We start from the raw sequence: 24,346 nt of genomic DNA, 5'->3' as shown, positions 1-24,346 counted from the left end.
CCGCCCGTCCCGAGCCCGGCCGCCGCCAGCGGGAACAGCGCGGCCAGCGCGACGCCGCACCCGCCAGGACGCGCACGCCCCGGTCCTCCCAGCCGTCCCCGTAGGTCTCCTCGGCGATCCGCTCCAGTTCCTCGACGAACGCGGACGCGCTCGCCGGGCGTCCGGCGGCGTCCTTCGCGAGCCCGGCCGTCACCAGCGGGCGCAGCGGCTCGGCGCGTCCGCGGCCGGCGGTTCCTCCGCCAGGTGCCCGCCCGCCCCCGCGAACGGGCGCCGCCCGGTCACGCACTCGAAGAACACGCACGTCGCCGCGTAGACGTCCGTCGCGGGCGACACCGCCTCGCCGCGCCACTGCTCGGGCGCCATGTACGCGGGCGTGCCCGACGCCGACGCGTCCCCGGCCGCCACCGCGACCCCGAAGTCGATCAGCTTGCTGCGCCCGTCCGCCGGGACCATCACGTTCGCCGGCTTGTAGTCGCGGTGCACGACGCCGACCGTGTGCGCCGCCGCGAGGCCCAGCAGCGACCCCTTCAGCACGACGAGCGCCGCCTCCGGCGCCAGCTCCCCGTGCCGGGCCAGCACCTCCTTCAGCGTGACGCCCTCGACCGCCTCCATGATCAGCGCGACGCCCCGCTCGCTCTCCACGAGCCGGTACAGCCGCGCGACGTGCGGGGCTCTCGACCGTCCCGAGCATCCGCGCCTCGTGCCGCAGCGGCTCGCGGTCGGCCGCCGTCAGGTACTTGATCGCGACCACGGTGCCCGCCGTGTCGTGCCTGGCCAGCACGACGCGCCCCTGCCCGCCGCGCCCGAGCTCCATCAGCTCGGTGAACTCGGAGACCCGCCAGTCGCCCACACATACCTCCCCGTACGGCGCCCAAGGCGGCACCATGGCACAAGGATCGCGTTCCTCCCACCTCCGCCGCGACCGAAAAACGCAATGCGGACGGGACGGAACGAGCACAAAGTTCGACCGCGTTCGAGCGCGGCGACATCCACCGGATGCTCGCCTCGCGGCCCGCCGAGTTCGGCGACGTCTCGGGCACGGCGCCGAACCCGGACGACACCGCCGAGGCCGCGTGAACGATGGTCACCGGGCGCGACCGGGCCGCCGTCACGTTCGACACGCCGGGCTGACCGGCCACGGTCAACCGGGTAGGGTCGCGGCCATGCCATCGCGTACCACCACGATCAAGGAACCGAAGGCACCCCGGATCCCCGCGTCGCTCGCCCCGGCCGACCCCCTGGAGCACGAACTGCGCGACGACGGGACGTACGTCGCGCTCGACTGGGGCGCGGTCGATCTCGTCGGCCACGACGTCGAGAGCGTCGACTTCGAACGCTGCCGGTTCACCGACACGCGGCTGTCCGCCGGGACGCTGCGCCGCGCGGGGTTCGCGGACGTCGCGTTCGGCGGCTGCGACCTGGCGAACCTGCGGCTGTTCGACTCCCGCGCGTTCAACGCCCGCGTCCGCGACTCGCGGCTGACCGGAATGTCGTGGACGGACTGCGGTTTCCGCGACGTCCTGTTCGACGAGTGCAGGGCCGACCTCAGCAACTACCGGTTCAGCCGGTTCAAGGACGTCGTGTTCCGGGACTGCAACCTCCAGGAGGCGAACTTCCAGGGCGCCGACCTGTCGGGCGTCCGGTTCGAGAACTGCCGACTGACCGGCGCCCAGTTCAGCGACGCGACGCTCACCGGAACGCGCTTCACCGGCTGCGACCTGTGGGACATCGCGGGCGTCCGCAGCTTCGACGGCGCGATCCTGGCGCCCGCCGACGCCCGCGCCGCGCTGCCGTCGCTCGCCGCCGCCCTCGGCATCACGATCACCGACTGACCGCGACCCCGGCCGATCGGGCGCGGGCGCCGACTCCTCGCGCGCCGGTCAGATCCTTTTCACCGGCCGTTGCACGCCCGCACATCCCGGCCTGATGAGATTCCGCCCTGGACGCCGCCAGGGCGGAGGACGCATGGAACGGACCGGCACCCGGAGCCTCGCCTCCGTACCCGCGGGAATGCTGTTCGACCCGGAGCTGCCCGCGGGGTTGCTCGCACAATTGCGGGCCGGCGAGGGCGCGCTCGTCCTCGACCGTCCCGGCACCGCGCCCGGCTCGTACCGGTTCCTTCGGCAGCATCTCCTCGTCGGCGCGGTCGTGTTCTGCCTCGCGGTCGCCGTCACCGAACTCGCGCGCCGTGCGGGCGGCACCGGCTGGGGCGCGGCGGCGGGGATCGCGGCGGCGTTCGCGTACGTCCCGGTCAACGCGTCCGACCGGCGCGCGACGGCCCTGCAGAGCGCGGGGGTGATCGTCTGCTTCTTCGGTCTCTGGGCGGTCTGGGCGATCGTCCTGGCGGAGGCGTTCGGGACGGTGACCGCCCCGTTCGGCATCCTGCACGGGTTCGCCCTCGCGATCTTCATCGCGTTCGGCACCCCCGGCACGACGCACGTCATCGGACGGGACCGCGCGGTCGACCCCGCGGACCTCGGGCCCGTCGAGCGCGCCCGGCTCGCCGACGTCCGGGACGCAGCGCGGACGCGTCGCCGAGGCCGGCCGGCTCCTCGCGCCCTCGTTCGACGCCGCGCCCGTGCTGGCCGCGCTGCACGGGGCCGAATGGGCGATGGCGTCCCGTATGCGGGACGGGCCGCGCTGCCGCCGAGCTCGAACGACCTGGCCGCGAACGCCGCGACCGACCGGGTGCGCGCGGTGCTGCGCCCGCGCACCGAGTCGCTCGCCGCCGCCCGCCGGGCCGACGCGCGCGTGATCACGCAGATCTCCGCGTACCTGGAGCCCGTCGGCGACGCCGTCCGCGCGCACCGCGAGTGGGAGCAGAGCCTCCGGATCGTGGACGCCGACGACCTCGCCGCCGACCCGTCCCCGGGCTTCGCCGGGCACCCCGATCTCAACGGCGATCTCGCGCTGGAGGCCGTCCGGCTGGCCCGCGAGGAGCTGACCGCCAGGGCGGCGGCGTCGAACGCGGTGCTCCTTGACGCCCTGCGCGCGTCCGAACGATCCTGATCCGTCCGGGAACATCCACGGGTTTGACAGTGTTTGAACACTCAACTAACCTCCGAACAGGTCGTTGAAGTTTCAAGCACATAGGAGTTTCCATGAGCATCGCCGCCGTCGCGCCCGAACTGACCGCCGGAACCTGGAACATCGACCCGTCCCACTCCGAGGTCACGTTCTCGATCCGCCACCTGATGACGAAGGTGCGGGGCTCGTTCACCGACTTCTCCGGCGCCGTGCAGGTGGCCGAGGAGCTGGCCGACACGACCGCGACCGCCGAGATCAAGATGGCGTCGATCGACACCCGCAACGCCGACCGGGACGGCCACGTCCGGTCCTCGGACGTGCTCGACGTCGAGAACCACCCCACGATGACGTTCGCCACCAAGGGCGTCCGCTCCGAGGGCGGCGACCACTACGTCGACGGCGAGCTGACGATCCGCGGCGTCACCCGCCCGGTCACCCTCGAAGTCGAGTACCACGGCGTCGGCGAGGACCCGTGGGGCGGCACCCGCGTCGGCTTCTCCGCCAGCACGCAGATCAACCGCCGCGACTGGGGCGTCGAGTTCAACGTTCCGCTGAGCGGTGACAAGGCCCTGCTCGGCGACAAGGTCGACATCCAGCTCGAGATCCAGGCCGTCCGGGCCTGACCCGCGCCTCCCGCGCGACGAGGGGCCGTCCACCCACCGGGTGGACGGCCCCTTTCACGTGCGGCTCACGTGCGGCTCACGTTCGGTCCGCCGCTCGCCGGTCGGCGGCGATCAGTGCCGCGAGCAGCCCGGGGAACGCCTCGTCGAACTCGTCGCGGCGCAGCGCGTTCATGCGGGACGTGCCGACGTAGTACTGCCGGATCAGGCCCGCCTCGCGCAGCACGTGGAAGTGGTGCGTCGCCGTCGACCTGCTGACCGGCAGGTCGATCGCGCCGCACGCCAGGTCGCGGCCCGCCGCGTCCAGTTCGCCGACGATCAGGCGCCGCACCGGGTCGACGAGCGCGTCGAGGACCCGCTGCAGCGGGACCGTCCGGACGTCCGGGTGGGGCGGCACGCGCTCCCGCTCGCTGCGTCGTGTCGGCATCCGCCCATCGTACGACACTGATCAAACTACGACGACTATCAAAGTTTGACAGCGATCGTACCAGTGCGCTTTGCTGAGCCCCCCGAGACCCCCGAAGGGACGATGCGCGATGGCCAGGACGGTGCGTTTCCACGAGTACGGCGGCCCGGACGTGCTCCGCCTGGAGGACGTCGAGGTCGGCGAGCCCGGCCCAGGCGAAGTGCGCATCCGGGTGGAGGCCATCGGGATCAACCGCGCCGAACTCCTCTTCCGCAGCGGCGACTACATCGAAGCGGTGCGGCGGTTCCCCGCCGGACTCGGCGCCGAGGCCGCCGGGATCGTCGAGGCCGTCGGCCCGGACGTCACGAACGTCGCCGTCGGCGAGGCGGTCGGCGTCGTCCCCGCGTTCTCGATGAACGACCACACCGTCTACGCCGAGCAGGCGATCGTCCCGGCGGCCGCGGTGCTGCGCCGGCCGGACGGGCTCGACGCGGTGCGGGGCGCCGCGGTGTGGATGCCGTACGTGACGGCCTACGGGGCGTTGATCGAGGTCGGCGGCGTGCGCCCCGGCGACACGGTCGTGATCACCGCCGCGTCCAGCAGCGTGGGCCTCGCCGCCGTCCAGATCGCGAACCGGATCGGCGCGACGCCCGTCGCCACCACCCGCACGGACGCCAAACGGGACGCGCTCCTGCGCGCCGGGGCGTCCGAGGTGATCGTCACCGGGCGGGAGGACGTCGCCGACCGGGTGCTCGGCCTGACCGGCGGACGCGGCGCCGAGCTGGTCTTCGACGCCGTCGCGGGCCCCGGCGTGCTGGACCTCGGCCGGGCCGTCGCGCCCGGCGGCACGCTCCTGCTCTACGGGGCGCTCAGCGGCGAACCGACCCCGTACCCGGGGTTCGACCTCGGCATGCCCGCGCTGAACATGCGCGTCTACACCCTGTTCGAGGTCACGACCGATCCCGGACGGCTGCGCCGGGCCGAGGCGTTCGTCGCGTCCGGGCTGCGCACGGGCGCGTTCCGTCCGGTCGTCGACCGGGTGTTCCCCCTCGACGAGATCGCCGCCGCCCACCGGCACATGGAGGCGGGCGGGCAGGTGGGCAAGATCGTCGTGACCGTCTGACGGCTCCCGCCGGGCGGCGACACAGAAACATCACGATAGCGACACGGAGAACACGGGTAGCTACTTAACGTAGCCAAAACGGCAGCCAAAAGAACGACCCGCCCTCATCCCCCGGGAGGCACGTTGATCTTCGGAGTCGATGTCGCGAGTTACCAGGGAAAGCCCGACTGGAAGGACATCCACCGCGACGGCGTCCGCTTCGGCTTCTCCAAGGTGACCGAGTCCACCGACTACACGAACCCGACATGGGACCACAACCTCGACGGCATGAAGGACCTCGGCGACGACTTCCTGCCCGGCGCGTACCACTTCCTGCACGGCGGGAACGGCGGCGACCAGGCCCGCTACTTCCTCGACAAGGCCGGCGACGTGTCGCACCTGGCCGTCGCGCTGGACGTGGAGGCGTCCGGCGCGGACGGCGAGACCGCCCGCGCCTGGGTGAACGAGTTCAAGCAGCGCACCGATGATCACCCGGTGATCGGCTACTACCCCCGCTGGTACTGGAAGAAGACCGGACGCCCCGACCTCGACTTCTTCGACACGATCTGGCAGTCCCACTACGTGTCCGGGTCGGGAAAACCGGAGTCGCTCTACCAGAAGGTCAAGGACTCGTGGTGGAAGAAGTTCGGCGGGGAGCCGATCTCGATCCTGCAGTTCTCCTCCAGCGGCAAGGTCACCGGCATCTCGGGCCATTGCGACGTCAACGCCTACCGCGGCGAACTCGCCGAACTGAAAGCGCTCGCGCTCGGCAAGAAATGACGGACGCCGTCAGGCTCGCCGCCCGTCGCTGACGTCGACGTCCACGCCCGCCTCGGCGAGCGTCGCGCGGACCCGCTCGGCCATGCCCGCGGACATGTAGTGGTGCCGCAGGTCGAGCCGGGCGAGCCCGCGGAACCCCGCGTCCTCCAGCAGCACCCGCGCCCCCTCATCGGTGAGGACGCCGCGGGACACGTCGAGGCTCTCCAGCCGGGCGAGCAGCGGCGAGGCCGCGAGCTGCGCGAGCATCTCGCCGACGAAGGTGAACTCGCGGAGCCCCAGATGCCGGAGGCGGGGCATCGTGTCGCTGTGGAAGAGCACGTCGAAGGCGTCCCGCTCCTCCGGGAGCTGCTCGTCGCCGAAGTCCTCCGACGACCACATCTCCAGGCGCTCCAGCGCGGGCAGCCGGCACGCGGCGACCCCCTCGACCTCGTCCGGGAGCAGGACACCATGGAACTCCAGCCGACGCAGCCCGGCGTGTTCCGGAAGCCGGAACCGCAACGCGTACTGGAGGCACACCACGAATTCGGTGAGGCCGGGCAGCGCCTCCAGCAGCGGCGCCGCGTCGACCTCCGCGCACGCGAAGATCTGGGAGTCGTCGATCTCCCCGACGAACAGCGCCCGCAGGTTCGGGAAGTCCGCGGCCCGCCGCGTCAGCGCCTCGACGGCGTCGGGCAGCACGACGTTGTCGTCCTGCACGTACGGGTCCCCGGCCGGGCCGACGAAGATCTGCGGACGGGCCGTGGTGATCGGCCGCGCCGCGTCGGTCTCCACCCGCGCGTGGTCGAACGTCCCGCCGAGGACGAGCGCCGTGACGTCCGCGCCGTCGACCCGCTCCACGAGGTCTCGCAGGTGGTCGTCGGCGTGGCGGAACCCGTCGTCCGTCCACGACACGAGCGGCAGCCACCAGGCCACCGAGCCCGGCTCGCGGAGCGCGGCCCGCAGGCGCGCGGCGTCCGTCTCCACGGCGGGCACGAGCACGTCCGGGACGGGCTCGCCCCGCCCGGCAGGCACCTTCGCCGCGTTCTCCCGCAGGTCCCAGCTCCCCCGCGACGAACCGCGTCCAGTACGGGCAGCCCGCCGAACTCGACGATGTGGTTCCGGGGGAAGTTGCTGGTGACGATCTCCGATGTCATGGCGTGCGCTCTCCAGGTTGCGGGGGATGCTTCCGGCGACGACCGCTTAGGCGCCCCGCGACGCCCGCAGGTTCCCGCGTCGCGGACTGCCGACACTGGCGTCACCGGCCGTCCAAGCCGCGGCCAAACCTCGCCCATGTGCGCCCGCCCCGAGTTGATCTTGCGAATGATCCGGGTAGCCCGATCGGGGAGGTCGGAACATGGTGCGTAAGTACGCGGCGGAACTCGTCGGGACGCTGCTGCTGGTCTACTTCGCGGTGGGCGTGGCGACGCTGTCGTTCGGGTTCGAGCTGGCGGGCGGCAGCCCGGCGGCGGGCGTGGTGGCGACGGCGCTCGCGTTCGGGCTGGTGCTCCTCGTCCTGGTGTACGCGATCGGCCCGGTCTCCGGCTGCCACGTCAACCCGGCCGTCACGCTCGGTGTGCTCCTCGCCCGCCGGATGACCCCCGTCGAGGCGGTCGGCTACTGGGCCGCCCAGTTCGTCGGCGGCATCCTCGGCGCGCTCCTGCTGTGGGCGACGTTCACCAACTCGCCGGACTACGAGCGGTCCGTGACCGGACTCGGCGCGGACGGCTGGGGCGACGCGAGCCTCATCCACATCGGCATGGGCGGCGCGTTCCTCGCCGAGATCATCCTGACCGCGCTGTTCGTGTTCGCGGTCCTCGCCATGACGGGCCCGACCGCCATCGCGTCCGTCAGCGGCGTCGCGATCGGCCTGGCGCTCACGACCGTCCATCTCGTCGGCATCCCGATCACGGGCACGTCCGTCAACCCCGCCCGCAGCCTGGGCCCCGCCCTCATCGCGGGCGGGTCGGCCCTGTCGCAGGTGTGGCTGTTCATCGTCGCCCCGCTCATCGGCGGCGCGATCGCCGCCGTCGCGCACGAATGGCTGGAACGTCCCACGAAGGAAACCCCGCTGCCGCCCCCGGATTCCAACCGGTAGGCCGTCAGGCCGGGCCCGCCGCCGTCCGCCCGGGCGCGGCCGGGATGCGGGCGGCGATCTGCTCGCGCGCGTGCTCGCACTCGGCGAAGCTGTACGGGCAGTCGAGCGCGTGCTCGATCAGCTCCTTGGCGGCCCGCGCCCGCGCCATCCGCCGCTCCAGCTCCTCGACGTGACCTCGCAGCAGGTCACGGTGGTCCATCGGGCTGGCGGCGGTCAGGAGCGTACGCAGGTCCTCCAGCCGGAAACCGGCCTCCTTGCCCATGAGGATCAGCGCCACCCGCCCCAGGTCGTCGGGCCCGTACGTGCGCTGACCGCTCGTCCCGCGCGCGGGTTCCAGCAGCCCCTTGTCCTCCCAGTACCGCAGCACGTGCGTGGCGAGCCCGAACCGTTCCGCCAGCTCGCCGATCGTCATCCGCCCGCTTGACTTCATGTGCACATTAACCGGCACGCTCACGGCATGATCAAGCCCCCGATCGCGATCACCCGCGTGGTCGACTCCCGCGTGCCACTGAAGCCGGACGGCCATGCCGCGCTCACCGACCCGTGGTTCGCCGAACGCCGGGAGGCCCCGTGCTGAACCCGTTCCTGCACGGCACCGTCACCGAGGTCGAGCGGATCGCCGAACGCATGCGCCGCATCCGCATCGCGGGTCCCCGGCTGCGCGGGCTGGAGTGGGTGCCGGGCACGCACGTCCGCGTCCGCGTCGGCGATCCGCTGCGGCCCCGGGCATGGCTGGACGGCGTCCTGCGCACCTACTCGATCTGGGATCACTCGCCGGAGGGCCATCTCGACCTGTGCGTACTCGACCACCCGTCGGCCGGACCGGGCGCCCTCTGGGCGCGCCGGGTCCGGATCGGCGACACCGCCGCCCTCATGGGGCCGAAGGGACGGCTCGTGCTGCGCGACGGCGCGCGGTACCACCTGTTCGCCGGGGACGAGACCGCGGCCGTCGCGTTCGGCGCGATGCTTCGCGCCCTGCCGGCCGGGGCCGACGTCCACGGCGTGCTCGTGGCCGACGGGCCGGGCGACCGGCTCCCCCTCCCCGGCGGCGACCGGCCGACCTGGGTCTACCGGCCCGCCGAACTGCCGGACGCCGTCCGCTCGCTGGACCTGCCGGACGTCCCGGGCGTCGCCTACCTCGCCGGTGAGGCGCGCGCCTGCCAGGCGGTGCGCCGCCACCTCGTGGACGAGCGCGGCTGGTCGCGCCGGGACGTCGTCGTGAAGCCGTTCTGGACCCCGGGACGACGCGGCATGGACTGAGCGGCATGGACCGAACGGGACGGGCCGGGCGGCGTCAGCCGTCGGCGGCGGTGTTCAAGGCGATCGCTCCGCTCTCGGTGCGGACGGTGATCGAGCGGGGGGCGGACGCGTCCGTGGGGACGTCGGCGCGGACGTCGCCGCTGTCGGTCGTGGTGGTGACCTTGTAGGGGGTGCGGGGCACCGTCATGTTCACCTCGCCGTTCTCGGTGGTCACAGTCGCCTGCGTCGGCGCGGCGGCGAACGACAGGTCGACCGTGCCGTTCTGGGTGGTGGCCGAGAGGCGCTGCGACCCGGTCGCGGTGGAGCGCACTTCGCCGCTCTCGGTGCGCAGGTCGAGCGGGCCGGTGGCGCCGTCGACCCTGATCGCGCCGTTGGTGCTGCGGATGCTCAGCGCGGCCGCGAAGCCGGCGGCCGAGATCGTCCCGTTCTGTCCCTGGACGCCGACCGCGACGCCGCGGGGGACCAGCACCTCGTAGCGCACGGCGCAGCCGCCGACCAGGGTGCCGCAGTCGGTGGACAGGGTGAGCCGGTCGCCGGTGAGGTCCCAGGTCACGGACGGGTCGGTGCCGATCACGTTCCACCGGTCGAACCGGCGGGTCACCTGGACGTTCTCGACGTCTGCGGGCCTTACGTCCAGGTCGCCCCGGTCCTTGGCGATGGTGAGGCGGGAGCCGACAGGGCCGAAGTCGCGCCGTTCGGGGGCGGCGTCGTCGGCCGAGGCTCCGCACCCGGTGAGGGGCGCGAGCAGGAGCAGCGCTCCCGTGGCCAGGGGCAGCGAGCGGCGCGGTGAGGGGAGCAAGAGGGCCTCCAAGTTCGATACCGAAAGTACTGAATACTTTGAGTATGCTACGGTCCGGTCATGACCGACAACCCAGGGCCCGCCCGGCGGGTCCCACGCGAGGAGGTGCGGCGGAGGCTGCTGGCCGAGGCCGTTCGGGTGTTCACCGAACGCGGCTACGCCGCGCCCGCATCGAGGACATCGCCCATGCCGCCGGATTCACCAAGGGCGCCGTCTACTCCAACTTCGGCGGCAAGCAGGAACTGTTCGGTGCCGTCCTCGGCCAGGGGGCGCAGGACGAACTGGCCGCCGTCACCGCCGAGATCGACGGCACGACGACACGGGCGCGCTGATCGAACGGGTCGCCGAGCTGATCACCGACCGGATCACCGGCGACACCCGGCACGGGCAGCTCGGGCTGGAGTTCGCCGCCCGCGCCGCCCGCGACGAGGAGACCCGGGCCGTGCTGGCCCCGCTGCGCCGCGCGCAGCGCGACACCGCCGCCCGCTCCGTCGCGGAGGTGACCGAACGCACCGGCACCGGTGCGGCCGTCCCGCCGGAGCTGGCCGGGCTGATCCTCCACTGCCTCACCAACGGCCTGGTCAACGAGCACCTCGCCGACCCCGAGAACGTCACCGCGGACGTGATCAGGCAGGCGTTCACCGCCGTGCTGACCGCCCTGCTCCCCCCGGCCGCGAACTCCTGAGAGGTCCTCCGTTGGCGACCCTCCTCTACCGGCTCGGCCGGACCGCGTTCCGCCACCGATTCCGGTTCCTGGCCGGCTGGCTGGTGCTGCTGTTCCTGACCGGGGGCGGCCTGGCCGCCTTCGGCTCCCACCTGGACAGCGAGGCCACCATCCCCGGCTCGCAATCCCAGCGGGGCATCGACCTGCTGGAACGGTCCCTGCCGGAGGCGACCGGGGTGACCGCGCAACTGGTGTTCGCCGCCCCGCCCGGCAGCACCGTCGACGACCCGGCGCACCGGGCCCGCATCCAGAGCGCGGTACGGGACGCGGCCGCGGCGCCGCAGGTCGCCGAGGCGACCGACCCGTTCGAGAGCGGTTCCGTCTCCGCCGACCGGCGCACCGCGCTCGCCAAGGTGCTCTATCCGATCAAGCGGGACGTGCTGGAGGATTCCAGCGTCACCGCCCTGGAGGACATCGCCGCCGCGGCCCGCTCGGACGGCCTGCGCGCCGAGGTCGGCGGATCCGTCTACAGCACCGCCGGGATGCACGTGGGCATCGGCGAGGTGATCGGCCTCGTCGTCGCCGTGATCGTGCTGGTGGGCACCCTCGGCTCGCTCCTGGCCGCCGGGCTTACCCTGGCCACCGCGCTGGCCGGGCTGGCGATCGGGTTGCTCGGGTTGCTGCTGGTCTCCAACCTCGCCACCGTCTCCGACACCGCGCCGAGCCTGGCGCTGATGGTCGGGCTGGCCGTCGGCATCGACTACGCGCTGTTCATCGGCTCCCGGCACCGGGCCCAGCTCGCGGACGGCATGGCGGCCGAGGAGTCGGCGGCGCGCGCCGTCGCGACCGCCGGGGGCGCCGTCGTCTTCGCCGGTCTCACCGTGGTCATCGCGCTGGCCGGGCTGTCGGTGGTCGGCATCCCGTTCCTCACCGTCATGGGCCTGGCCGCCGCGCTGACCGTCCTGATGGCGGTGGCCGCCGCGATCACCCTGCTGCCCGCCCTGCTCGGCCTGGCCGGAGAACGGCTGCGCCCCCGGCCGGGTTCGCGCGCCGCGCGCACGCGACGCGACGGCGCCGGGCTGCGCTGGGCGCGGCTCGTCACGCGCCGCCCGCTGCTCACCGTCCCGGTCGTCCTGCTGGCGTTGGGCGCGATGGCGGTCCCGGCGCTCAAGCTCGACCTGGCGATGCCCGACAACGGGACCGCCGACCCCGCTTCCACGCAGCGCAAGGCGTACGACCTGATCTCCGGCGCCTTCGGTCCCGGCAGCAACGGACGGCTGCTGGTCCTGGTGCGGACGCGCGACGCAGACGGCGACCCGATGAGGGCCGCCGCGCGCGTCGCGTCCGGGCTCGACCTGCCCGGCGTGGTGTCGATCGGCGACCCCGAACCCGGCACGGACGGCCGCACCGCGGTCGTCCAGCTCGTTCCCGCGGAGGGGCCGCGCACCCCGGCGACCCACCGGCTCGTCCGGGACGTCCGCGCCCGCACCCCCGCCCTCGGTGCGGCCGCGGGCGCGGAGGTGCTGGTCACCGGCTCCACCCCCGCCGCGATCGACGTGTCCGACCGGCTCCGCGGCTCGCTGCCGCCGTTCACCGCCGTCGTGGTGGGGCTCTCGCTGCTGCTGTTGCTGCTGGTCTTCCGCTCGATCCTCGTCCCGGTCAAGGCCGCCGCCGGGTTCCTGCTGTCGGCCGGAGCCGCGTTCGGCGCGGTCGTCGCCGTCTTCCAGTGGGGGTGGCTCGCCGAACTGTTCGGCGTCGCCACCACCGGACCGGTCTTCAGCTTCATGCCGATCGTCGTGATCGCCGTACTGTTCGGCCTGGCCATGGACTACCAGGTGTTCCTGGTGTCGCGGGTCCGCGAGGAGCACGTCCGGACGGGACGGCCGCACGAGGCCGTCCTGACCGGCTCCCGGCACACCACCCGGGTCATCACCGCCGCCGCGCTGATCATGTTCGCCGTGTTCGCCGGTTTCGCCACCACCGACGACCTCACCCTCAAACCCATCGCCCTCGGCCTGGCCGCCGGGATCCTGGCCGACGCCTTCCTCGTCCGGATGACGCTCGTCCCGGCCGTCCTCGCGCTGACCGGCCGCGGCGCCTGGTGGCTGCCCCGATGGCTCGACCGGCTCCTTCCCGACCTCGACATCGAAGGCGCAGGCCTGGAGCAGCCCGGCTCCCCGGACGCCGAAGGCGCCGAGCACGTCACGGAACCGGCGACCTGATGCACCGCGTCAATCAAGGCAGAACTCGTTGCCTTCCGGGTCGGCCATCACGATGTGCCCGGCGCCGAGCGGCGGCGCGGGCTCGTGCCGTCCCAGCCGGGTCGCGCCGCGGGTCGACGAGCCGCTCGGCCGCCGCCTCCAGCGCCGCCATCCGCGCGTCGCCCGCCAGCCCCGGCGCGGCCCGCACGTCCAGGTGCACGCGGTTCTTGGCCTGCTTGCCCTCCGGTACCCGCTGGAAGAACAGCCGCGGCCCGGCCCCCGCCGGGTCGACCGCCGCGGACGCGTCGTTGCGGTTCTCCGGCGGCACGCCCCACGCTTCGAGGGCCTGCTCCCAGGTGTCGAACCCCTTGGGCGGCTCCTGCACCCGGTATTCGAGGGCCTCGGCCCAGAACGCCGCGAGCGCGGCCGGGTCGGCGCAGTCGAACGTGATCTGGACGTCCATTCAGCTCGCCTCCCGGTGCGTGTGCGCGTACAGGTCGCGGAGCAGGCACACCTCGGACAGGTGGTGGATCATCTCGCGGTTGATGTGCAGGACGAGCCGCGCCATCGGGTCCGCCGCGTACGGGCCCTCCCCCTCCCCGCACGGACGGGCGAGGCCGGCTTCGCCGAGGGACTCGACCCCGGCCGTCCACGCGGCGTACTCCGCGTCGAGCCGGGCCAGCGCCCCGGCCGCCGTCTCCGGGTACTCGTACGACTCGTAGTCGACCGGCTTCCCGCCGAAGTGCGTGGCGTTGCGGGCCCCGAGCACGCCGACGAGCACGTGCCCGAGCCGCCACGCGATCGTCGTGACCGGCTCGGGTTCGGGGGCCGGGAACGCGAAGTCGATGGTCATCGCGCCGCCCCCCGCCTGGACCGGTGCCGTTCCCGTGCCCCGCGGACGCACGTTCCAGCAGTCCGGGACCGGCTCCCAGAAGTACTCGTCGTCGGTGAGGTCCGCCAGGCGATCGCGCAACTGGTTCGTCCAGTGCCAGGTGAGTTGATCGGTGAGCAGGGAATTCCATGTCAGGTCCGTCATGGAGAAGACTCTGCCCCCAATAGCGGACAGTATCGTTCCGCGATCGGTGGAACGATGGAGATATGACCGTGGAGGGAACGACCGAGCGGGTGCTGCGGCTCCTCGAACTGCTGCAGCGCCGGCCGTCCTGGACCGCCGCCGAACTCGCCGCCGAACTGGACGTCACCGACCGCTGCGTCCGCCGCGACGTCGAACGGCTGCGCGCGCTCGGCTACCCCGTCCACGCGACGGCGGGCGTCGGCGGCGGCTACCGGCTCGGCGCGGGCACCCGGCTCCCGCCCCTCCTCCTCGACGACGGGGAGGCGATCGCGACGGCGGTCTCGCTCCGCCTCGCGGCGGGCGGGACGGTCGCCGGTGCGGGCGAGGCGGCGCTGCGCGCCCTCACGAAACTCGACCAGGTGATGCCGCCCCGGCTGCGCGCCGAGGTCCGCGCCGTGCGCGGCGCCACCGACACGCTCGTCGGCCCCGGCGTCGAGGTCGACCCCGAACTGCTCGTCACCCTCGCGCGGGCCCGCCGCGACACCGTCCGGGTGCGGTTCCGGTACGCGGGCCGCCACGGCGACGAGCGCGAACGCACGGTCGAGCCGGTGCGGATGGTCGCCACCAGCCACCGCTGGTACCTGATGGCCTGGGACGTCGACCGCGACGACTGGCGCGTCTTCCGGCTCGACCGGATGCGCGACGTCACCGCGACGACCTGGCACTTCCGGCCGCGCGAGCACCCGGACCCCGTCGCCCACGTGCAGCGGTCGACGGCCGAGGCCCCGTACCGGCACCTCGCCCGCGTCCGGGTGCACGCCCCGCCCGGCCGGGTGCGGGAGCTGATCCCGCCGCAGGTCGGACGGATCGAGGACGACGGCGACGGCCGGTGCGTGCTCGTCGCGGGCGGCGACGACCTCGACTGGCTCGCCGTCCACATCGTCCGGCTGGGCTTCGCGGCGGAGATCCTCGATCCCCCGGAGCTGCGCGACGCCGCCGCGCAGCTCGCCCGCCGCCTCGCCGCGCTCGCCAGGGCATGATGGTGCCATGCGCGTCGACACCCCAGCTCGCCTCGGCGAAACCCGCCTGCCCGACGGACGCGTCCTCGGCTGGGCCGAGTGGGGCCCGCCGGACGGCGTCCCGGTCCTGCTGTGCCCCGGCGCCGCCACGAGCCGCCGTCTCGGTTTCGGCACGGACGTCGTGGACGCGCTGGGCGTGCGCCTGATCTCCGTCGACCGTCCGGGACTCGGCGTCTCGACGCCCGCCGCGGACGTTCGCCGCTTCGCCGACGACGTCCGCCGGGTCGTGCCGGACCGTCCGCGCATGGTCGGGAACTCGCAGGGCGCCCCCTTCGCCCTCGCGTGCGCCGCGGCGGGCGTCGTCTCCGCGCTGGCCGTGGTCTCCGGCGCGGACGAGGTCGCCGCCCCCGAGTTCGCCCCCGTGCTCCCCGCCGACCTGCGGCGCCTCGTGGAGAAGACCGCGTCCGACCCGTCCGCCGCCGAGAAACACTTCGCGACCCTCGACGCGGACGCGATGTGGAACATGGTGATGGCCGGAAGCCCCGCCTCCGACCTGGCCGTCTACCGGCACCCCGTGTTCGCGGACGCCTACCGGCGGGCCCTCGACGAAGGCTTCGCCCAGGGCGCGGACGGCTACGCCCGCGACACCGTCCTCGCCATGGGCCGCTGGCCGATCGCCCTCTCGGAGATCACCGTCCCCGTCGACCTCTGGTACGGCGCGGAGGACACGAGCCACTCGCCCGACAACGGCGCCTTCCTCGCCACCCGGATCCCCGGCGCCCACCGCCACGTGGTCCCCGACATCGGCGCGCCGTCCTCTGGACGAACGCCGAACGAATCCTTACCGTCCTCCTCGGGCGATGAGTTCCGGCCGGGTGACGTGTCTGTCCCGTTGAACCCGGCACGAGAAACCACGGAGGACACCATGACCACCGCGCCGTCCGGCCGCCCGCCCGTCGTCGACATGTCCGCCTGGCAGGCGGCGCGCGACGAACTCCTCGCCCGCGAGAAGGCCCACACCCGCGAGGGCGACGCCATCGCCGCCGCCCGCCGCCGCCTGCCGATGGTGGAGTTCGACGGGACGGTCGAGGTCGTCGGCCCCGACGGCCCCGTCCCGTTCCTCGACCTGTTCGAGGGCCGCGACGAACTCGTCGTCTACAAGCACATGTGGCACGACGGGGCACCCCACCAGGGGCAGTGCGAGGGCTGCACCACCACGGCCTGGCACGTGCACGACGCGTCCTACCTCACGCCCGCGGCGTCTCGTACGCCGTCCTGACCACGGGCGCGTGGGACGAGGTGGCCGCCTTCGTCGAGTTCATGGGATACACCCAGCCCTGGTACTCGGTACGCGACCTGGACGAGCCGGTCGGCGGCGACATGGGCTACATCACCTGCTTCCTGCGCGACGGCGACCGCACGTTCCTCACCTACTCCACGACGGGCCGCGGCAACGAGCGCGTCAACCCGTCCCTCGGCCTGCTCGACATGACGCCCTACGGGCGCGGCGAAGCGTGGGAGGACAACCCCGAGGGCCGCCCCGAAGGCGACGTCCCGTGCTGGTCGTGGCGCACGGACGCGAACGGCGACGCGACGTGGGGCCCCACGAGCCGTCCCGTCCCGCAGTGGACGCGCCCGGATGCGCCCCCGGTAACCACCCTCGGCCGCCGACCGTAGTGCGGGGACAGGCGCCTCATCGAGGTGTCGAACGGCGCCGCCCGGTCACAGGCCGATGTTGTTCTTGGCGCCCATATAGGACCCGGCGCCGGGGAAGCCCGCCCGGGCAAGCTCCACGAACCGCTCAGTGAATCCCACCCCCACCAGGTCCGAAAGCTTTACGAACTCCACGCCACGGATCGGCCGGGTATCGGCCCCGGCCACGACCTCCCCGACGGTGCCGCCGACGCGGCGGGCCTCGAAGGTGATGTGCACAACGTGCGTACCCCCGCCGGGCAGGGTGATCGCAGACATACAGCAGCCGACCGACGATGACGTCGACGCCGGTCTCCTCACGCATCTCCCGGACCAGGGCCTCGGCGAGGGACTCGCCCTCCTCGGCCTTCCCGCCCGGCAGAGACCAGGACCGGCCGGTGTCGGTGTCTTGATCGAGCAGCAGAATCCGGCGTCCTCGATCACGACCCCGGTCACACGAACGTTCACCCGCCGAACGTATCCCCGCAGGCAGCCCGACGACCGGCGAGCAGCCCCCACAGATCCTCGTCGACGCGTCGCCAGGTCAGGTCAGGTCAGGTCAGGTCAGGTCGTACCGACCGGCGACGACGTCGGCGTGGAACGACCGCCACGCCGCGACACCGAACGCGAGCTTCGGCCCGTCCGGGTCCTTGCTGTCACGCACGGCCGTCCCGCAACACCCGCACGCCCCCACCTCAACGCACGCTCCGCCGTTGTTGCTGTGGCGACTCTTACGCCAACCCGCGACCTCGACACAGTCAACACCACCCTGACCGCTGTGCGCACTTTTACGCCAAATGCCCACTGCAACGCACGTTGCATCGCTCCGCCAACTCAACTCATTGTTCAGTTCCACGACAAAACACCTCCGTTATATCTGGTCAGCTATCTCTGCGATCAACGAACGTGACTCATTGGGACCCAGCGCCCGAGCACGTAGTTGGTTGAACAACTGAGTGTATGTCGCAATCTCTGTTGGTTTTTCCAAGTAGATATTACCCAGAGGCAGTTCCACATAGACAACGTCCGGGTCGAGTTGTTCCGGGAAGCCAAGGATGGTGAACCCGCCGTTGGCGATCGCCGGATGGGCTCCCGCCTCGAAGGCCAGGACCTGAATCTCTACGTTCTCTCTACGAGACAGAGCGACCAGGTGATGCAGTTGCTCGCGCATCACCTTGGAACCGCCCACCCGCCGCCGGAGTACGTCCTCGTTGAGAACGCACCAAGTCTTCAGCGGGTCGTCTCCCTCCAGACGCACCCATCTCTTCTTGCGCACCTCCAGCATGCGCTCGGCCTCTTCTTCGGAATAAGCCTTCAGTTCGGCATCGATAAGGGCGCGAACGTAGGGACTTGTCTGCAGGAGCCCGGGGACCACATCGAGACTGTATTGCTGGACCGTGGCGACCTCCTCCTCCAGGCCCGTGTAGGAGCTGATGGCGTCCGGAAGGTCGTAATGCTGCCACCAGCCCTTGATCCTGCACTGACGGGCGAGCGCCACCAACTCGTCCGTCTCCTTGTCTCCAAGCTCGTAGAACTTGCAGAGCATCGCGATGTCGCCGGGCTTGGGGTTGTGCGCGGCGGCCTCGATTCGGCTGATGGTGACGGGGCTGATGCTCGCGAACTTCGCAGCCTCCTCCCTCGTCTTCTTCGCCTCCTTGCGGAGTTGGCGCAGGATCGCCGCCAGGCGCCGACGCCGCACCGTGGGGCTCGTCCGCCTTGTCGCCATCGCAACCTCCCGAGGGATTTGTCCGCCAACTGACCATCGATTTTTTGAACTAGGTCACTCGAATCGCTTGCCAGTGCATTGCCGGTCACGCACACTCTGAGTTTAGCGACGGTATACGCGGCGTGTCCGGCGCTTTGGGGATCAGGTGGACACGCCGTGCCCGAACGAGGGGAGCGGGGACATGGGGCTGGCAGGCAGGCGTCGCCCGGCCGGGACGAGCGGACGGACGGGCCCGGTGAACGCACGCGAAGGATCGTCCGCTGCAAGCACCGCAAGACGTCCACCACACGGGACCGTGCGGCTCGCGGCGGAACTGGAGAACGTCGCGGTCGGACGGCGATGGCTGCAAGGCAGACTCGAGAACGACGGCGTCGGCCAATCGGCCATCGCGGATCTGCTCCAGTCGCTCTCGGAAGCGCTCACGAACGCGATCCTCTACGGGGACGGGCTGCACGTCGGCATCGAGTACGAGGTCAACGGGGATTCGGCAAGGGTGTCCGTCGTCAACGGCATCCGGGACGGTGCGGAACCTCAACGCCGGGGGCCTGCGGCACCGGACGCCGAGAGCGGTCGCGGGCTCGACCTCGTGGAAGCGTTCAGCGACCGGTGGGGAACCGCGACGTCCGACACCGAGGTCAAGGTGTGGTTCGAGGTGAAGCTCCCGTGAACACCCACACGCACACACCACCGAGGCAATCGCCGCGAAGCCACCGGGGACCGTCCGACCGATACGCGCTCGGCATCGTGCACGGCGCGTTCATCGGAACCGGAATGTGCATCATCTTCATGATCCTCGCCGTCGCCGCGATGCTGCTTTAGGCGGCTCCCCTCGCCCTAACGCCTCCGCGCTCCGCGCTACGGGTAAATCTGCTCGATCCGGTCGCGCTTGGTGTACATGTCCCAGTAGTGCTCGGCGAGGTCGTCGGGGTCGACGACGGGAAACTCCGAGGCCGTCCCCTCGCCGGTTCCGGCTTGAGCGACGAGTGCGCTCAACTCGCTGCGGGCGATCATCGCCCCGACGGAGAGAGTCCCGGCGTAGATGCCCGCGTCGGCCAGCTCACCGTGAAGTGAGTACAGGTAGTTGCGGGCGGCGGCTCCGAGGGGCGCCAGGCCGCTGAGCCGGGGCATGGGGTGGACGGCCGTGACGCCGGTGGTCAGCAGGAACGCGCCGTCTCCCCGCTCGGTCCACTCCGGCAGGACCGCCCGAACCACCTCCACGGGCGTCAGCAAGAACATCGGGAGGCCCTCCTCCAGGACGGCGGCGTCCGTCTCGGCGGCCGGGGTGAAGTTCTGCTCGGTGCCGAACGGCCCGTACTCGATCACGTCGATGCGGCCGAAACGGTCGCGGATGCTCGCGATCAGCGCCGGCACCTCGGCGGGCCGGGACAGGTCGGCGGTGAAACCGGCCGCCTCGACGCCGTCCTCCGCCAGTCGCTCGACGAGGGCGTCCAAGCGCTCTCGTCGGCGCGCGACCAGCGCGACACGGAAGCCTTCACGGCCGAAGCGGCGGGCGACGGACGCCCCGAGACCGGTCCCGGCACCGAAGACGGCGATCACTTTCGACATGCGGGGATGCTCCTCACTCACTCAACTTGACCATGGGGTCAACTTACATTTCGACGGTAGCATGCAGATTGACCGTGGGGTCAAGTTCTGTGGACGGACGGGACGCGCCGGGCCGGACGCCCAGCCGAAACCAAGGAGGAACCAGCCGATGCGGGCCGACGCGCAGCGGAACGCGGAGAAGCTGCGAGCAGCCGCCGCCGAGCTCTTCCAGGAGCGCGGCCTGCAAGTACCGCTGAAGGAGATCGCCCGGCGGGCGGGCGTGAGCCACGGCACCCTCTACAACCTCTTCGGCACGCGCGAAGCGCTCATCGACGAGGTCGTGACCGATCGTGCGGCGAGCCGCCTGGACGAGGTCGCACGGCACGCCCTGTCCTTCGAGGACCCCTGGGAGGGATTCGCCTTCTACGTCGAGAGACTCTGCGAACTCCAGGCCACCGACCCCGCCGTCGCCGACGTGGTCGGCGGCCGTTATCCGGGCGCGGAGCGCCTCATGACCGTATGCGAACGGACCATGGACGCCGCACAACGCATCGTCCGGCGGGCCCGGGAGTCCGGCGCCCTGCGCCCCGACTTCACCAACGCGGACCTGGTGTTCGCCTTCGCCTCCAACGCCCTGCTGGCCCGCGCGACCGCCGAGGCCGCCCCGGACGCCTGGCGCCGCCAAGCCGCCTTCCTCCTCGACGGCCTGCGCACCGAGGCCGCCCGCCGCCCCCTGCCCGCGAGCGAACCGCCCCAACAGCACGTCCACGACGCCTTGGCCAACCTCGGCAACGTGACATAAGGCCGCGCCGACGAGCAGGCACGCGTGAGGCCCGCACCGGCTCGGTGCGGGCCTCGGCTCAGCGAAGGGTCAGGCCTTGATGGACGGATCGTCGAGCTTGTTCATCGAATGTGCGGGATCGGAATCCGCGTTCCCTGGCGAGCTTGGGGCCGTGGGCGCCGGTGCGGGGCCGCCGCCCTGCGGCGGCGCTCCGCCGGAGCCGCCCCCGTCGATGGTGTTGGACGACCCGCCCGAAGGCGGAGCGCTCGGCGCGGGCGCTGGCGCGCTGGGCGCCGGGGCGTCACCACCGCCGTCGCTCAGCCCGTGACCACCGTCGTGGTTATCCGGCCGCTCGTTCCCGGAGTTCTCTTCCGCCTCCTTCTGGCGCCGGTACTCCCGGCCCTCCTCGATCATCTCCATGCGCTTCTCGTGCCCGCTCGGCCCGTCGTCGTCCTCCTTTTCCTCCTCCTCCCGATCCGGTTCCTCCGCCGGAGCAGGGGCGGACGCCGGGGCACGGCGCGGCTCGTCGCGCAGCAGCAGGTCGAGGTTCTGGCCTTCCTCGCCCACCTTGTAGCGGTAGAGCGCGTCGGTCGTATGGGTGTTGGCCCAGTCCTGCGGGGTCATCACCCCGAACCTGGTCCTGCCGTCATCCGGAGCGGGCGGCGTCGTCTGCTGCGGCAGCGGCGGATTCAAGACCTCCTCCGCAAGGTCCCTCAACTCGGGGACGAAGTAGTCCTCGATGAACCGCTCGGAGTTGAACCCCAGGAACTGCCCGAAGTCACGCTTGCGCCGCTCGACCCACGACAGCTCCTGGAACCGGTCGTACTCCTCGGCGAACTGGCGCGCGAACTCCGGATCCTCCGCGATCTTCTGCGCCGCCCAGTTCAAGTTCTGAGAGAGCGCTCTGCCGTACAACTCCTCCAACCCCAGAGTCGCGACCTCGGCCGCGATGTTGCGACCCCGCAACGGCGACTTGCCCGTCACCCCCGGAACCTTGTCCGGCGTGAACTTCGGCGTCTCCACCTTCGGCTTCACCGGCTGCTGCGGCGGACGATCCGGCATCGGCGGTTCCCGCTTCACGATCGGTCCCGTCTCGTCCCACTCGGGAGCCGGTCCCGGCTTGGGGGTTCCGAGCGGCGGGCGGGACGGGACGGGCGCGGGCAGGGTACGCACCGGCCCGCCGGTCGCGGGCACGGGCGAGGGCGCGGGCCGCGGCCGCGGTCGGCGACCGCCTCCGCCCGGACGGGTGCCCGACGGACGTCCGGTCCCGGGACGGGTGTCCGACGGGCGCGAGGGCTCGGACCGGCCACCGGACGGGCGCGACTGTCCGGCCGGGGCAGGCGTCCGGGGACGCTCCAGCACCCGTCCGGGCAGGTCAGGACCGGACGGACGGCCCGGCACGGGCCGCACGCGCGGCTGCTCCCGAGGCGTGGGCGTCCCGGGCACGGTCGGCCCCGGACGAACCGCCGGGAACGCCGGAGGAACACGGAACGGGTCATCCTCGGCATCGTCGGACGGCTCCTCACCCGGCCCCTCGGGCGTCCCCGGACTCTCGGGCGCTTCGGGGTCGCCGGGCAGAACCGGCGCGTCAGGCTGCTCGGGGTCGCCCGGTAGACCGGGCCCCTCGGGACCCTCGGGTTCCCCGGGCAGGTTCGGCTCGGGATCGGCCGGTAGGCCGGGACCTTCAGGAGTCCGCGGAGTCTCGGGCGCTGTGGGATCACCCGGCAGGTTCGGCGTCTCGGGCTGCTCGGGCCCCTCGGGCGTCACCGGCTCAGGCAACGGAACCGGGAACGGGTGGCCTGGCGTGGCGGGCCCACCCGGGCCGTCCGGCTGCGCGGGCGGGTCCACCGGCTCCTCACCCCCGGGGACATCCGGCCGGGGAAGGTCGCGCTGCGGAACCTCGGGGCGGGGAAGATCGCGCTGGGAACCCTCGGACTGGGGAACCTCTGGCTGGGGGGCGACCGGAGAGTTCGGCGGCTCGATCGTCCGCCCGGCCTCGATCTGGTTCGGCGCACTCTGGCCGCCCTGGCCTTCGCTACCCGCCTCGCCGCCTTGCCCCTCGGTACCGGCCTCGCCGCCTTGCCCCTCGGTACCGGCCTCGCCGCCGTCTTCGCCCTGCCCCTGCTGTCCTTCCTGCCCGTTGCCGTTCTCCAACTCCTCCAAGCCGGGCCAGAGGCCCGTCTCGATCTCCTTCGCCTGCGCCAAGCGAAGCTCCGCCTTGGCCAGGAGGCGTTCCAGCTTGGCGGCCGCGGCCGCATCGCCGCGCGCCCTGGCCTCGTCCAGCTTCCCTCGAAGCTCCTCGACACGTTGCGCGATCTTCTTCACTTCATTCCGGTTGCCACCCGGTGTCTCGAGCCATGCCTGCCAAGCCGCGTAGCTGAGCTCAGCGGCGAGCTTGGCGTAGCCGGGGGCGGTGTACCACTGAGGGTCGGGAAAGGTGTTCCAACCGCTTTTCTGGTTCTTGTCCCACGAACGTTCGAGCGTCTTCTCGGCCGTCTTCTTCCAGACATAGCCGGGCTCGGTCGGAGCTTGGCTGGAGGAGAGCCACATCTGGAAGCGAGTGTTCAAGTACCGGGCCCAGACGCCCGGGTTCCACACCGGACCGAGCCGTCGCGCCCGGCCGTCTCCCTCGTCCTCTGGGGTGGCCGGCCCGCCGGGCGGTCCCGACGGCGGCGGGTTGGTGCCCGGCTGCGGGACGTCCGGCCTGGACGGACGCGTCGGCTGCGGCGTCCCCGGCGTGTTCGGCACCTGCCCGGGCGGATTCCCGGGCCCGCCCGGGTTCGCCGGAGCGCCTGGACCGGACGGCGGGGCCTGACCGGTGCCGGGGCTCGACGGCGCGCCGGGGCCGGTCCTGGACGGCGGCGCCGGGTTCGGCTTCGGCGCCGTCGGGTTCGGCTTAGGGTCCGGTGCCGGGCGGCGGTCCGTCGGCGGCCGGACGACCCGGTCCGGTGGCACGATCGGGGGCTGGTCGGGGGTGCTCTCGTCCGGCCGCTCCGCCGACGGCCGCGGCTCGCTCCGTCGGCGCGGCTCGGTCCGCCGGCTCTCCGGGCGCTGCTTCGGCGTCTCGGGCCGGGCCTCCGGAGCGGGGCGCCGCGGCTGGGCGTACTGCCCGCCGAACCGCTCCCGCATCTCCTGGACCTGTCGCCGGATGTCCGTCGGATCGAATCCGGGCACCGTCGTCCCGGTGTCGTTCGGGTCGCAGTCCAACCGGTTGTAGTCGGTGCTGTAGGGCGGGCACCGCTGCCACGGCTCCGTGCCCGGCACCGCCGCGTGGGCGGGCGCGGCCGTCAGGGCGTCGTAGGCGAGGCCGCCCGCGGTGGCGAAGAGGAGTCCCCCCGCCAGGGTGAGACCCGCTCGCATCGAGTGCTTCATGCCTTCGACACCAGCCGTCCGGCGAGGTGTCCGGCAACGAACCGAACACTCCGGACACCCTCTGCGGCCAGATGTCATCCCACGCCGGGCTCCCGTTCACCGTCGCGTCACCTGGCGTCGCCCCGACCGCCACCCAGAGGGGCCTCCGGGGAGAGCCCCGGCCCGTTCCAAGGGTTCCGGTCACCCTTCCCCGGACGCTCCTGACCCCCGCCCTCCCCGCCGCCCCCATGAACCACCCCTGACCTGGCCGGACACCACCGGAC

Annotated in this window: 25 protein-coding genes and 4 pseudogenes; 15 read left to right on the top strand and 14 right to left on the bottom strand. The window is 72.3% G+C overall.

Annotation, left to right across the window (positions count from 1 at the left end; all coding sequences use genetic code 11):
- Positions 1–193: hypothetical protein (locus tag BJF79_RS57195; protein WP_262401886.1), on the bottom strand; the 193-nt coding region annotated here is incomplete at its 3' end.
- Positions 190–666 (bottom strand): annotated as a pseudogene (locus BJF79_RS57190) (serine/threonine-protein kinase); the annotation flags it as partial. The gene BJF79_RS57195 and the pseudogene BJF79_RS57190, both read right to left, overlap by 4 nt.
- A 497-nt stretch (positions 667–1,163) precedes the next feature.
- Between BJF79_RS57190 and BJF79_RS11920 the strand changes: the two are divergent.
- From BJF79_RS11920 to BJF79_RS11910, 3 genes are all read left to right on the top strand, one after another.
- Complete coding sequence (locus tag BJF79_RS11920) at positions 1,164–1,832, top strand: pentapeptide repeat-containing protein (protein WP_075897072.1); 669 nt, start codon at positions 1,164–1,166, stop codon at positions 1,830–1,832.
- Between the two features lie 133 nt (positions 1,833–1,965).
- Positions 1,966–3,009, top strand: a complete 1,044-nt coding sequence (locus tag BJF79_RS11915) for a hypothetical protein (protein ID WP_075897070.1) — start codon at positions 1,966–1,968, stop codon at positions 3,007–3,009.
- A 92-nt stretch (positions 3,010–3,101) separates the two neighbouring features.
- Positions 3,102–3,650 (top strand): YceI family protein, encoded by a 549-nt coding sequence (locus BJF79_RS11910; protein ID WP_075897068.1) that lies wholly within the window; start codon positions 3,102–3,104, stop codon positions 3,648–3,650.
- A gap of 76 nt (positions 3,651–3,726) precedes the next feature.
- Here the strand turns inward: BJF79_RS11910 and BJF79_RS11905 are convergent, their stop codons facing one another.
- Positions 3,727–4,074 carry an ArsR/SmtB family transcription factor gene (locus BJF79_RS11905; protein WP_075897066.1) on the bottom strand — a complete coding sequence of 116 codons (348 nt, stop codon included), beginning with the start codon at positions 4,072–4,074 and terminating at the stop codon, positions 3,727–3,729.
- Positions 4,075–4,183: 109 nt separating this feature from the next.
- Between BJF79_RS11905 and BJF79_RS11900 the strand changes: the two genes are divergently transcribed.
- Together BJF79_RS11900 and BJF79_RS11895 are read left to right on the top strand one after the other, a co-directional pair.
- Complete coding sequence (locus tag BJF79_RS11900; protein WP_075897064.1) at positions 4,184–5,176, top strand: zinc-dependent alcohol dehydrogenase family protein; 993 nt, start codon at positions 4,184–4,186, stop codon at positions 5,174–5,176.
- A gap of 123 nt (positions 5,177–5,299) precedes the next feature.
- Positions 5,300–5,935, top strand: coding sequence for a glycoside hydrolase family 25 protein (locus tag BJF79_RS11895; protein WP_075897062.1), 636 nt, complete (start codon positions 5,300–5,302; stop codon positions 5,933–5,935).
- Positions 5,936–5,944: 9 nt separating this feature from the next.
- Here BJF79_RS11895 and BJF79_RS11890 read toward each other — a convergent pair whose 3' ends face one another.
- A complete protein-coding gene (locus tag BJF79_RS11890; protein ID WP_143219857.1) occupies positions 5,945–6,946 on the bottom strand; it encodes a leucine-rich repeat domain-containing protein in 1,002 nt (333 codons plus the stop codon).
- Between the two features lie 322 nt (positions 6,947–7,268).
- On the opposite strand from BJF79_RS11890, the gene BJF79_RS11885 reads away from it, so the two are divergent.
- On the top strand, positions 7,269–8,009 hold the full coding sequence (locus BJF79_RS11885; protein ID WP_075897058.1) for an aquaporin: 741 nt from the start codon (positions 7,269–7,271) through the stop codon (positions 8,007–8,009).
- Between the two features lie 4 nt (positions 8,010–8,013).
- Here BJF79_RS11885 and BJF79_RS11880 read toward each other — a convergent pair whose 3' ends face one another.
- Positions 8,014–8,439 carry a MerR family transcriptional regulator gene (locus BJF79_RS11880; RefSeq protein WP_075897056.1) on the bottom strand — a complete coding sequence of 142 codons (426 nt, stop codon included), beginning with the start codon at positions 8,437–8,439 and terminating at the stop codon, positions 8,014–8,016.
- Positions 8,440–8,579: 140 nt separating this feature from the next.
- On the opposite strand from BJF79_RS11880, the gene BJF79_RS11875 reads away from it, so the two are divergent.
- Positions 8,580–9,269, top strand: coding sequence for a siderophore-interacting protein (locus BJF79_RS11875; protein ID WP_262401885.1), 690 nt, complete (start codon positions 8,580–8,582; stop codon positions 9,267–9,269).
- A gap of 34 nt (positions 9,270–9,303) precedes the next feature.
- Here BJF79_RS11875 and BJF79_RS11870 read toward each other — a convergent pair whose 3' ends face one another.
- Positions 9,304–10,068 (bottom strand): DUF4097 family beta strand repeat-containing protein, encoded by a 765-nt coding sequence (locus BJF79_RS11870; protein WP_075897052.1) that lies wholly within the window; start codon positions 10,066–10,068, stop codon positions 9,304–9,306.
- 44 nt (positions 10,069–10,112) lie between these two features.
- On the opposite strand from BJF79_RS11870, the gene BJF79_RS50805 reads away from it, so the two are divergent.
- From BJF79_RS50805 to BJF79_RS11855, 3 genes are read left to right on the top strand one after another with little or no spacing between them, the layout of a single operon-like run.
- Positions 10,113–10,400: a TetR/AcrR family transcriptional regulator gene (locus tag BJF79_RS50805; RefSeq protein WP_083733359.1), complete on the top strand. Its 288-nt coding sequence runs from the start codon at positions 10,113–10,115 to the stop codon at positions 10,398–10,400.
- A complete protein-coding gene (locus tag BJF79_RS11860; protein WP_083733358.1) occupies positions 10,397–10,753 on the top strand; it encodes a TetR family transcriptional regulator C-terminal domain-containing protein in 357 nt (118 codons plus the stop codon). Before BJF79_RS50805 ends, BJF79_RS11860 begins: the two co-directional genes overlap by 4 nt.
- 11 nt (positions 10,754–10,764) lie before the next feature.
- Positions 10,765–12,954, top strand: a complete 2,190-nt coding sequence (locus BJF79_RS11855; protein ID WP_075897048.1) for an MMPL family transporter — start codon at positions 10,765–10,767, stop codon at positions 12,952–12,954.
- A 9-nt stretch (positions 12,955–12,963) separates the two neighbouring features.
- On the opposite strand, the pseudogene BJF79_RS11850 reads toward BJF79_RS11855, so the two are convergent.
- Positions 12,964–13,396 (bottom strand): annotated as a pseudogene (locus BJF79_RS11850) (VOC family protein).
- A complete protein-coding gene (locus tag BJF79_RS11845; RefSeq protein WP_075897046.1) occupies positions 13,397–13,969 on the bottom strand; it encodes a DinB family protein in 573 nt (190 codons plus the stop codon).
- 62 nt (positions 13,970–14,031) lie between these two features.
- On the opposite strand from BJF79_RS11845, the gene BJF79_RS11840 reads away from it, so the two are divergent.
- Positions 14,032–14,988 (top strand): helix-turn-helix transcriptional regulator, encoded by a 957-nt coding sequence (locus BJF79_RS11840; protein ID WP_075897044.1) that lies wholly within the window; start codon positions 14,032–14,034, stop codon positions 14,986–14,988.
- Between the two features lie 7 nt (positions 14,989–14,995).
- Positions 14,996–16,644: pseudogene (locus BJF79_RS11835) on the top strand (DUF899 family protein).
- A gap of 45 nt (positions 16,645–16,689) precedes the next feature.
- Here the strand turns inward: BJF79_RS11835 and BJF79_RS59495 are convergent.
- From BJF79_RS59495 to BJF79_RS11815, 4 genes and pseudogenes are all read right to left on the bottom strand, one after another.
- Entirely contained in the window at positions 16,690–16,938 is a 249-nt protein-coding gene (locus BJF79_RS59495) for a hypothetical protein (protein WP_262401881.1), read from the bottom strand.
- A 58-nt stretch (positions 16,939–16,996) separates the two neighbouring features.
- Positions 16,997–17,041: pseudogene (locus BJF79_RS59490) on the bottom strand (hypothetical protein); the annotation flags it as partial.
- A 177-nt stretch (positions 17,042–17,218) separates the two neighbouring features.
- Entirely contained in the window at positions 17,219–17,464 is a 246-nt protein-coding gene (locus BJF79_RS11820; protein WP_262401888.1) for a DUF397 domain-containing protein, read from the bottom strand.
- Between the two features lie 66 nt (positions 17,465–17,530).
- Positions 17,531–18,358, bottom strand: a complete 828-nt coding sequence (locus BJF79_RS11815; protein ID WP_262401880.1) for a helix-turn-helix domain-containing protein — start codon at positions 18,356–18,358, stop codon at positions 17,531–17,533.
- Positions 18,359–18,620: 262 nt separating this feature from the next.
- Between BJF79_RS11815 and BJF79_RS11810 the strand changes: the two genes are divergently transcribed.
- Positions 18,621–19,052: an ATP-binding protein gene (locus tag BJF79_RS11810; RefSeq protein ID WP_158079155.1), complete on the top strand. Its 432-nt coding sequence runs from the start codon at positions 18,621–18,623 to the stop codon at positions 19,050–19,052.
- On the top strand, positions 19,049–19,204 hold the full coding sequence (locus BJF79_RS55345; RefSeq protein ID WP_158079154.1) for a hypothetical protein: 156 nt from the start codon (positions 19,049–19,051) through the stop codon (positions 19,202–19,204). The genes BJF79_RS11810 and BJF79_RS55345 overlap by 4 nt, the downstream gene beginning before the upstream one ends.
- A gap of 36 nt (positions 19,205–19,240) precedes the next feature.
- On the opposite strand, the gene BJF79_RS11805 is transcribed toward BJF79_RS55345, so the two are convergent.
- Positions 19,241–19,951, bottom strand: coding sequence for an SDR family NAD(P)-dependent oxidoreductase (locus BJF79_RS11805; protein ID WP_075897038.1), 711 nt, complete (start codon positions 19,949–19,951; stop codon positions 19,241–19,243).
- 61 nt (positions 19,952–20,012) lie between these two features.
- Here BJF79_RS11805 and BJF79_RS11800 point away from each other — a divergent pair, with 61 nt between their 5' ends.
- A complete protein-coding gene (locus tag BJF79_RS11800) occupies positions 20,013–20,732 on the top strand; it encodes a TetR/AcrR family transcriptional regulator (RefSeq protein ID WP_262401879.1) in 720 nt (239 codons plus the stop codon).
- Positions 20,733–20,801: 69 nt separating this feature from the next.
- Here the strand turns inward: BJF79_RS11800 and BJF79_RS11795 are convergent, their stop codons facing one another.
- Positions 20,802–24,071 (bottom strand): hypothetical protein, encoded by a 3,270-nt coding sequence (locus BJF79_RS11795; protein ID WP_143219855.1) that lies wholly within the window; start codon positions 24,069–24,071, stop codon positions 20,802–20,804.
- Positions 24,072–24,346: the final 275 nt, after the last annotated feature.

This window comes from Actinomadura sp. CNU-125, assembly GCF_001942465.1.
Classification (GTDB): Bacteria; Actinomycetota; Actinomycetes; order Streptosporangiales; family Streptosporangiaceae; genus Spirillospora.
Note: the sequence above shows the minus strand (reverse complement) of the source record. Positions and strands in the feature narration are given on the sequence as shown.

What these genes read in the sequence shown, in the direction of transcription:
- BJF79_RS11920 (WP_075897072.1), top strand. Translation starts at nt 1,164, where the DNA reads ATGCCATCGCGTACCACCACGATCAAGGAACCGAAGGCACCCCGGATC.
- BJF79_RS11915 (WP_075897070.1), top strand. Translation starts at nt 1,966, where the DNA reads ATGGAACGGACCGGCACCCGGAGCCTCGCCTCCGTACCCGCGGGAATG.
- BJF79_RS11910 (WP_075897068.1), top strand. Translation starts at nt 3,102, where the DNA reads ATGAGCATCGCCGCCGTCGCGCCCGAACTGACCGCCGGAACCTGGAAC.
- BJF79_RS11905 (WP_075897066.1), bottom strand. Translation starts at nt 4,074, where the DNA reads ATGCCGACACGACGCAGCGAGCGGGAGCGCGTGCCGCCCCACCCGGAC.
- BJF79_RS11900 (WP_075897064.1), top strand. Translation starts at nt 4,184, where the DNA reads ATGGCCAGGACGGTGCGTTTCCACGAGTACGGCGGCCCGGACGTGCTC.
- BJF79_RS11885 (WP_075897058.1), top strand. Translation starts at nt 7,269, where the DNA reads ATGGTGCGTAAGTACGCGGCGGAACTCGTCGGGACGCTGCTGCTGGTC.
- BJF79_RS11880 (WP_075897056.1), bottom strand. Translation starts at nt 8,439, where the DNA reads ATGAAGTCAAGCGGGCGGATGACGATCGGCGAGCTGGCGGAACGGTTC.
- BJF79_RS50805 (WP_083733359.1), top strand. Translation starts at nt 10,113, where the DNA reads ATGCTACGGTCCGGTCATGACCGACAACCCAGGGCCCGCCCGGCGGGT.
- BJF79_RS11845 (WP_075897046.1), bottom strand. Translation starts at nt 13,969, where the DNA reads ATGACGGACCTGACATGGAATTCCCTGCTCACCGATCAACTCACCTGG.
- BJF79_RS11840 (WP_075897044.1), top strand. Translation starts at nt 14,032, where the DNA reads ATGACCGTGGAGGGAACGACCGAGCGGGTGCTGCGGCTCCTCGAACTG.
- BJF79_RS59495 (WP_262401881.1), bottom strand. Translation starts at nt 16,938, where the DNA reads ATGTCTGCGATCACCCTGCCCGGCGGGGGTACGCACGTTGTGCACATC.
- BJF79_RS11805 (WP_075897038.1), bottom strand. Translation starts at nt 19,951, where the DNA reads ATGTCGAAAGTGATCGCCGTCTTCGGTGCCGGGACCGGTCTCGGGGCG.
- BJF79_RS11800 (WP_262401879.1), top strand. Translation starts at nt 20,013, where the DNA reads ATGCAGATTGACCGTGGGGTCAAGTTCTGTGGACGGACGGGACGCGCC.
- BJF79_RS11795 (WP_143219855.1), bottom strand. Translation starts at nt 24,071, where the DNA reads ATGCGAGCGGGTCTCACCCTGGCGGGGGGACTCCTCTTCGCCACCGCG.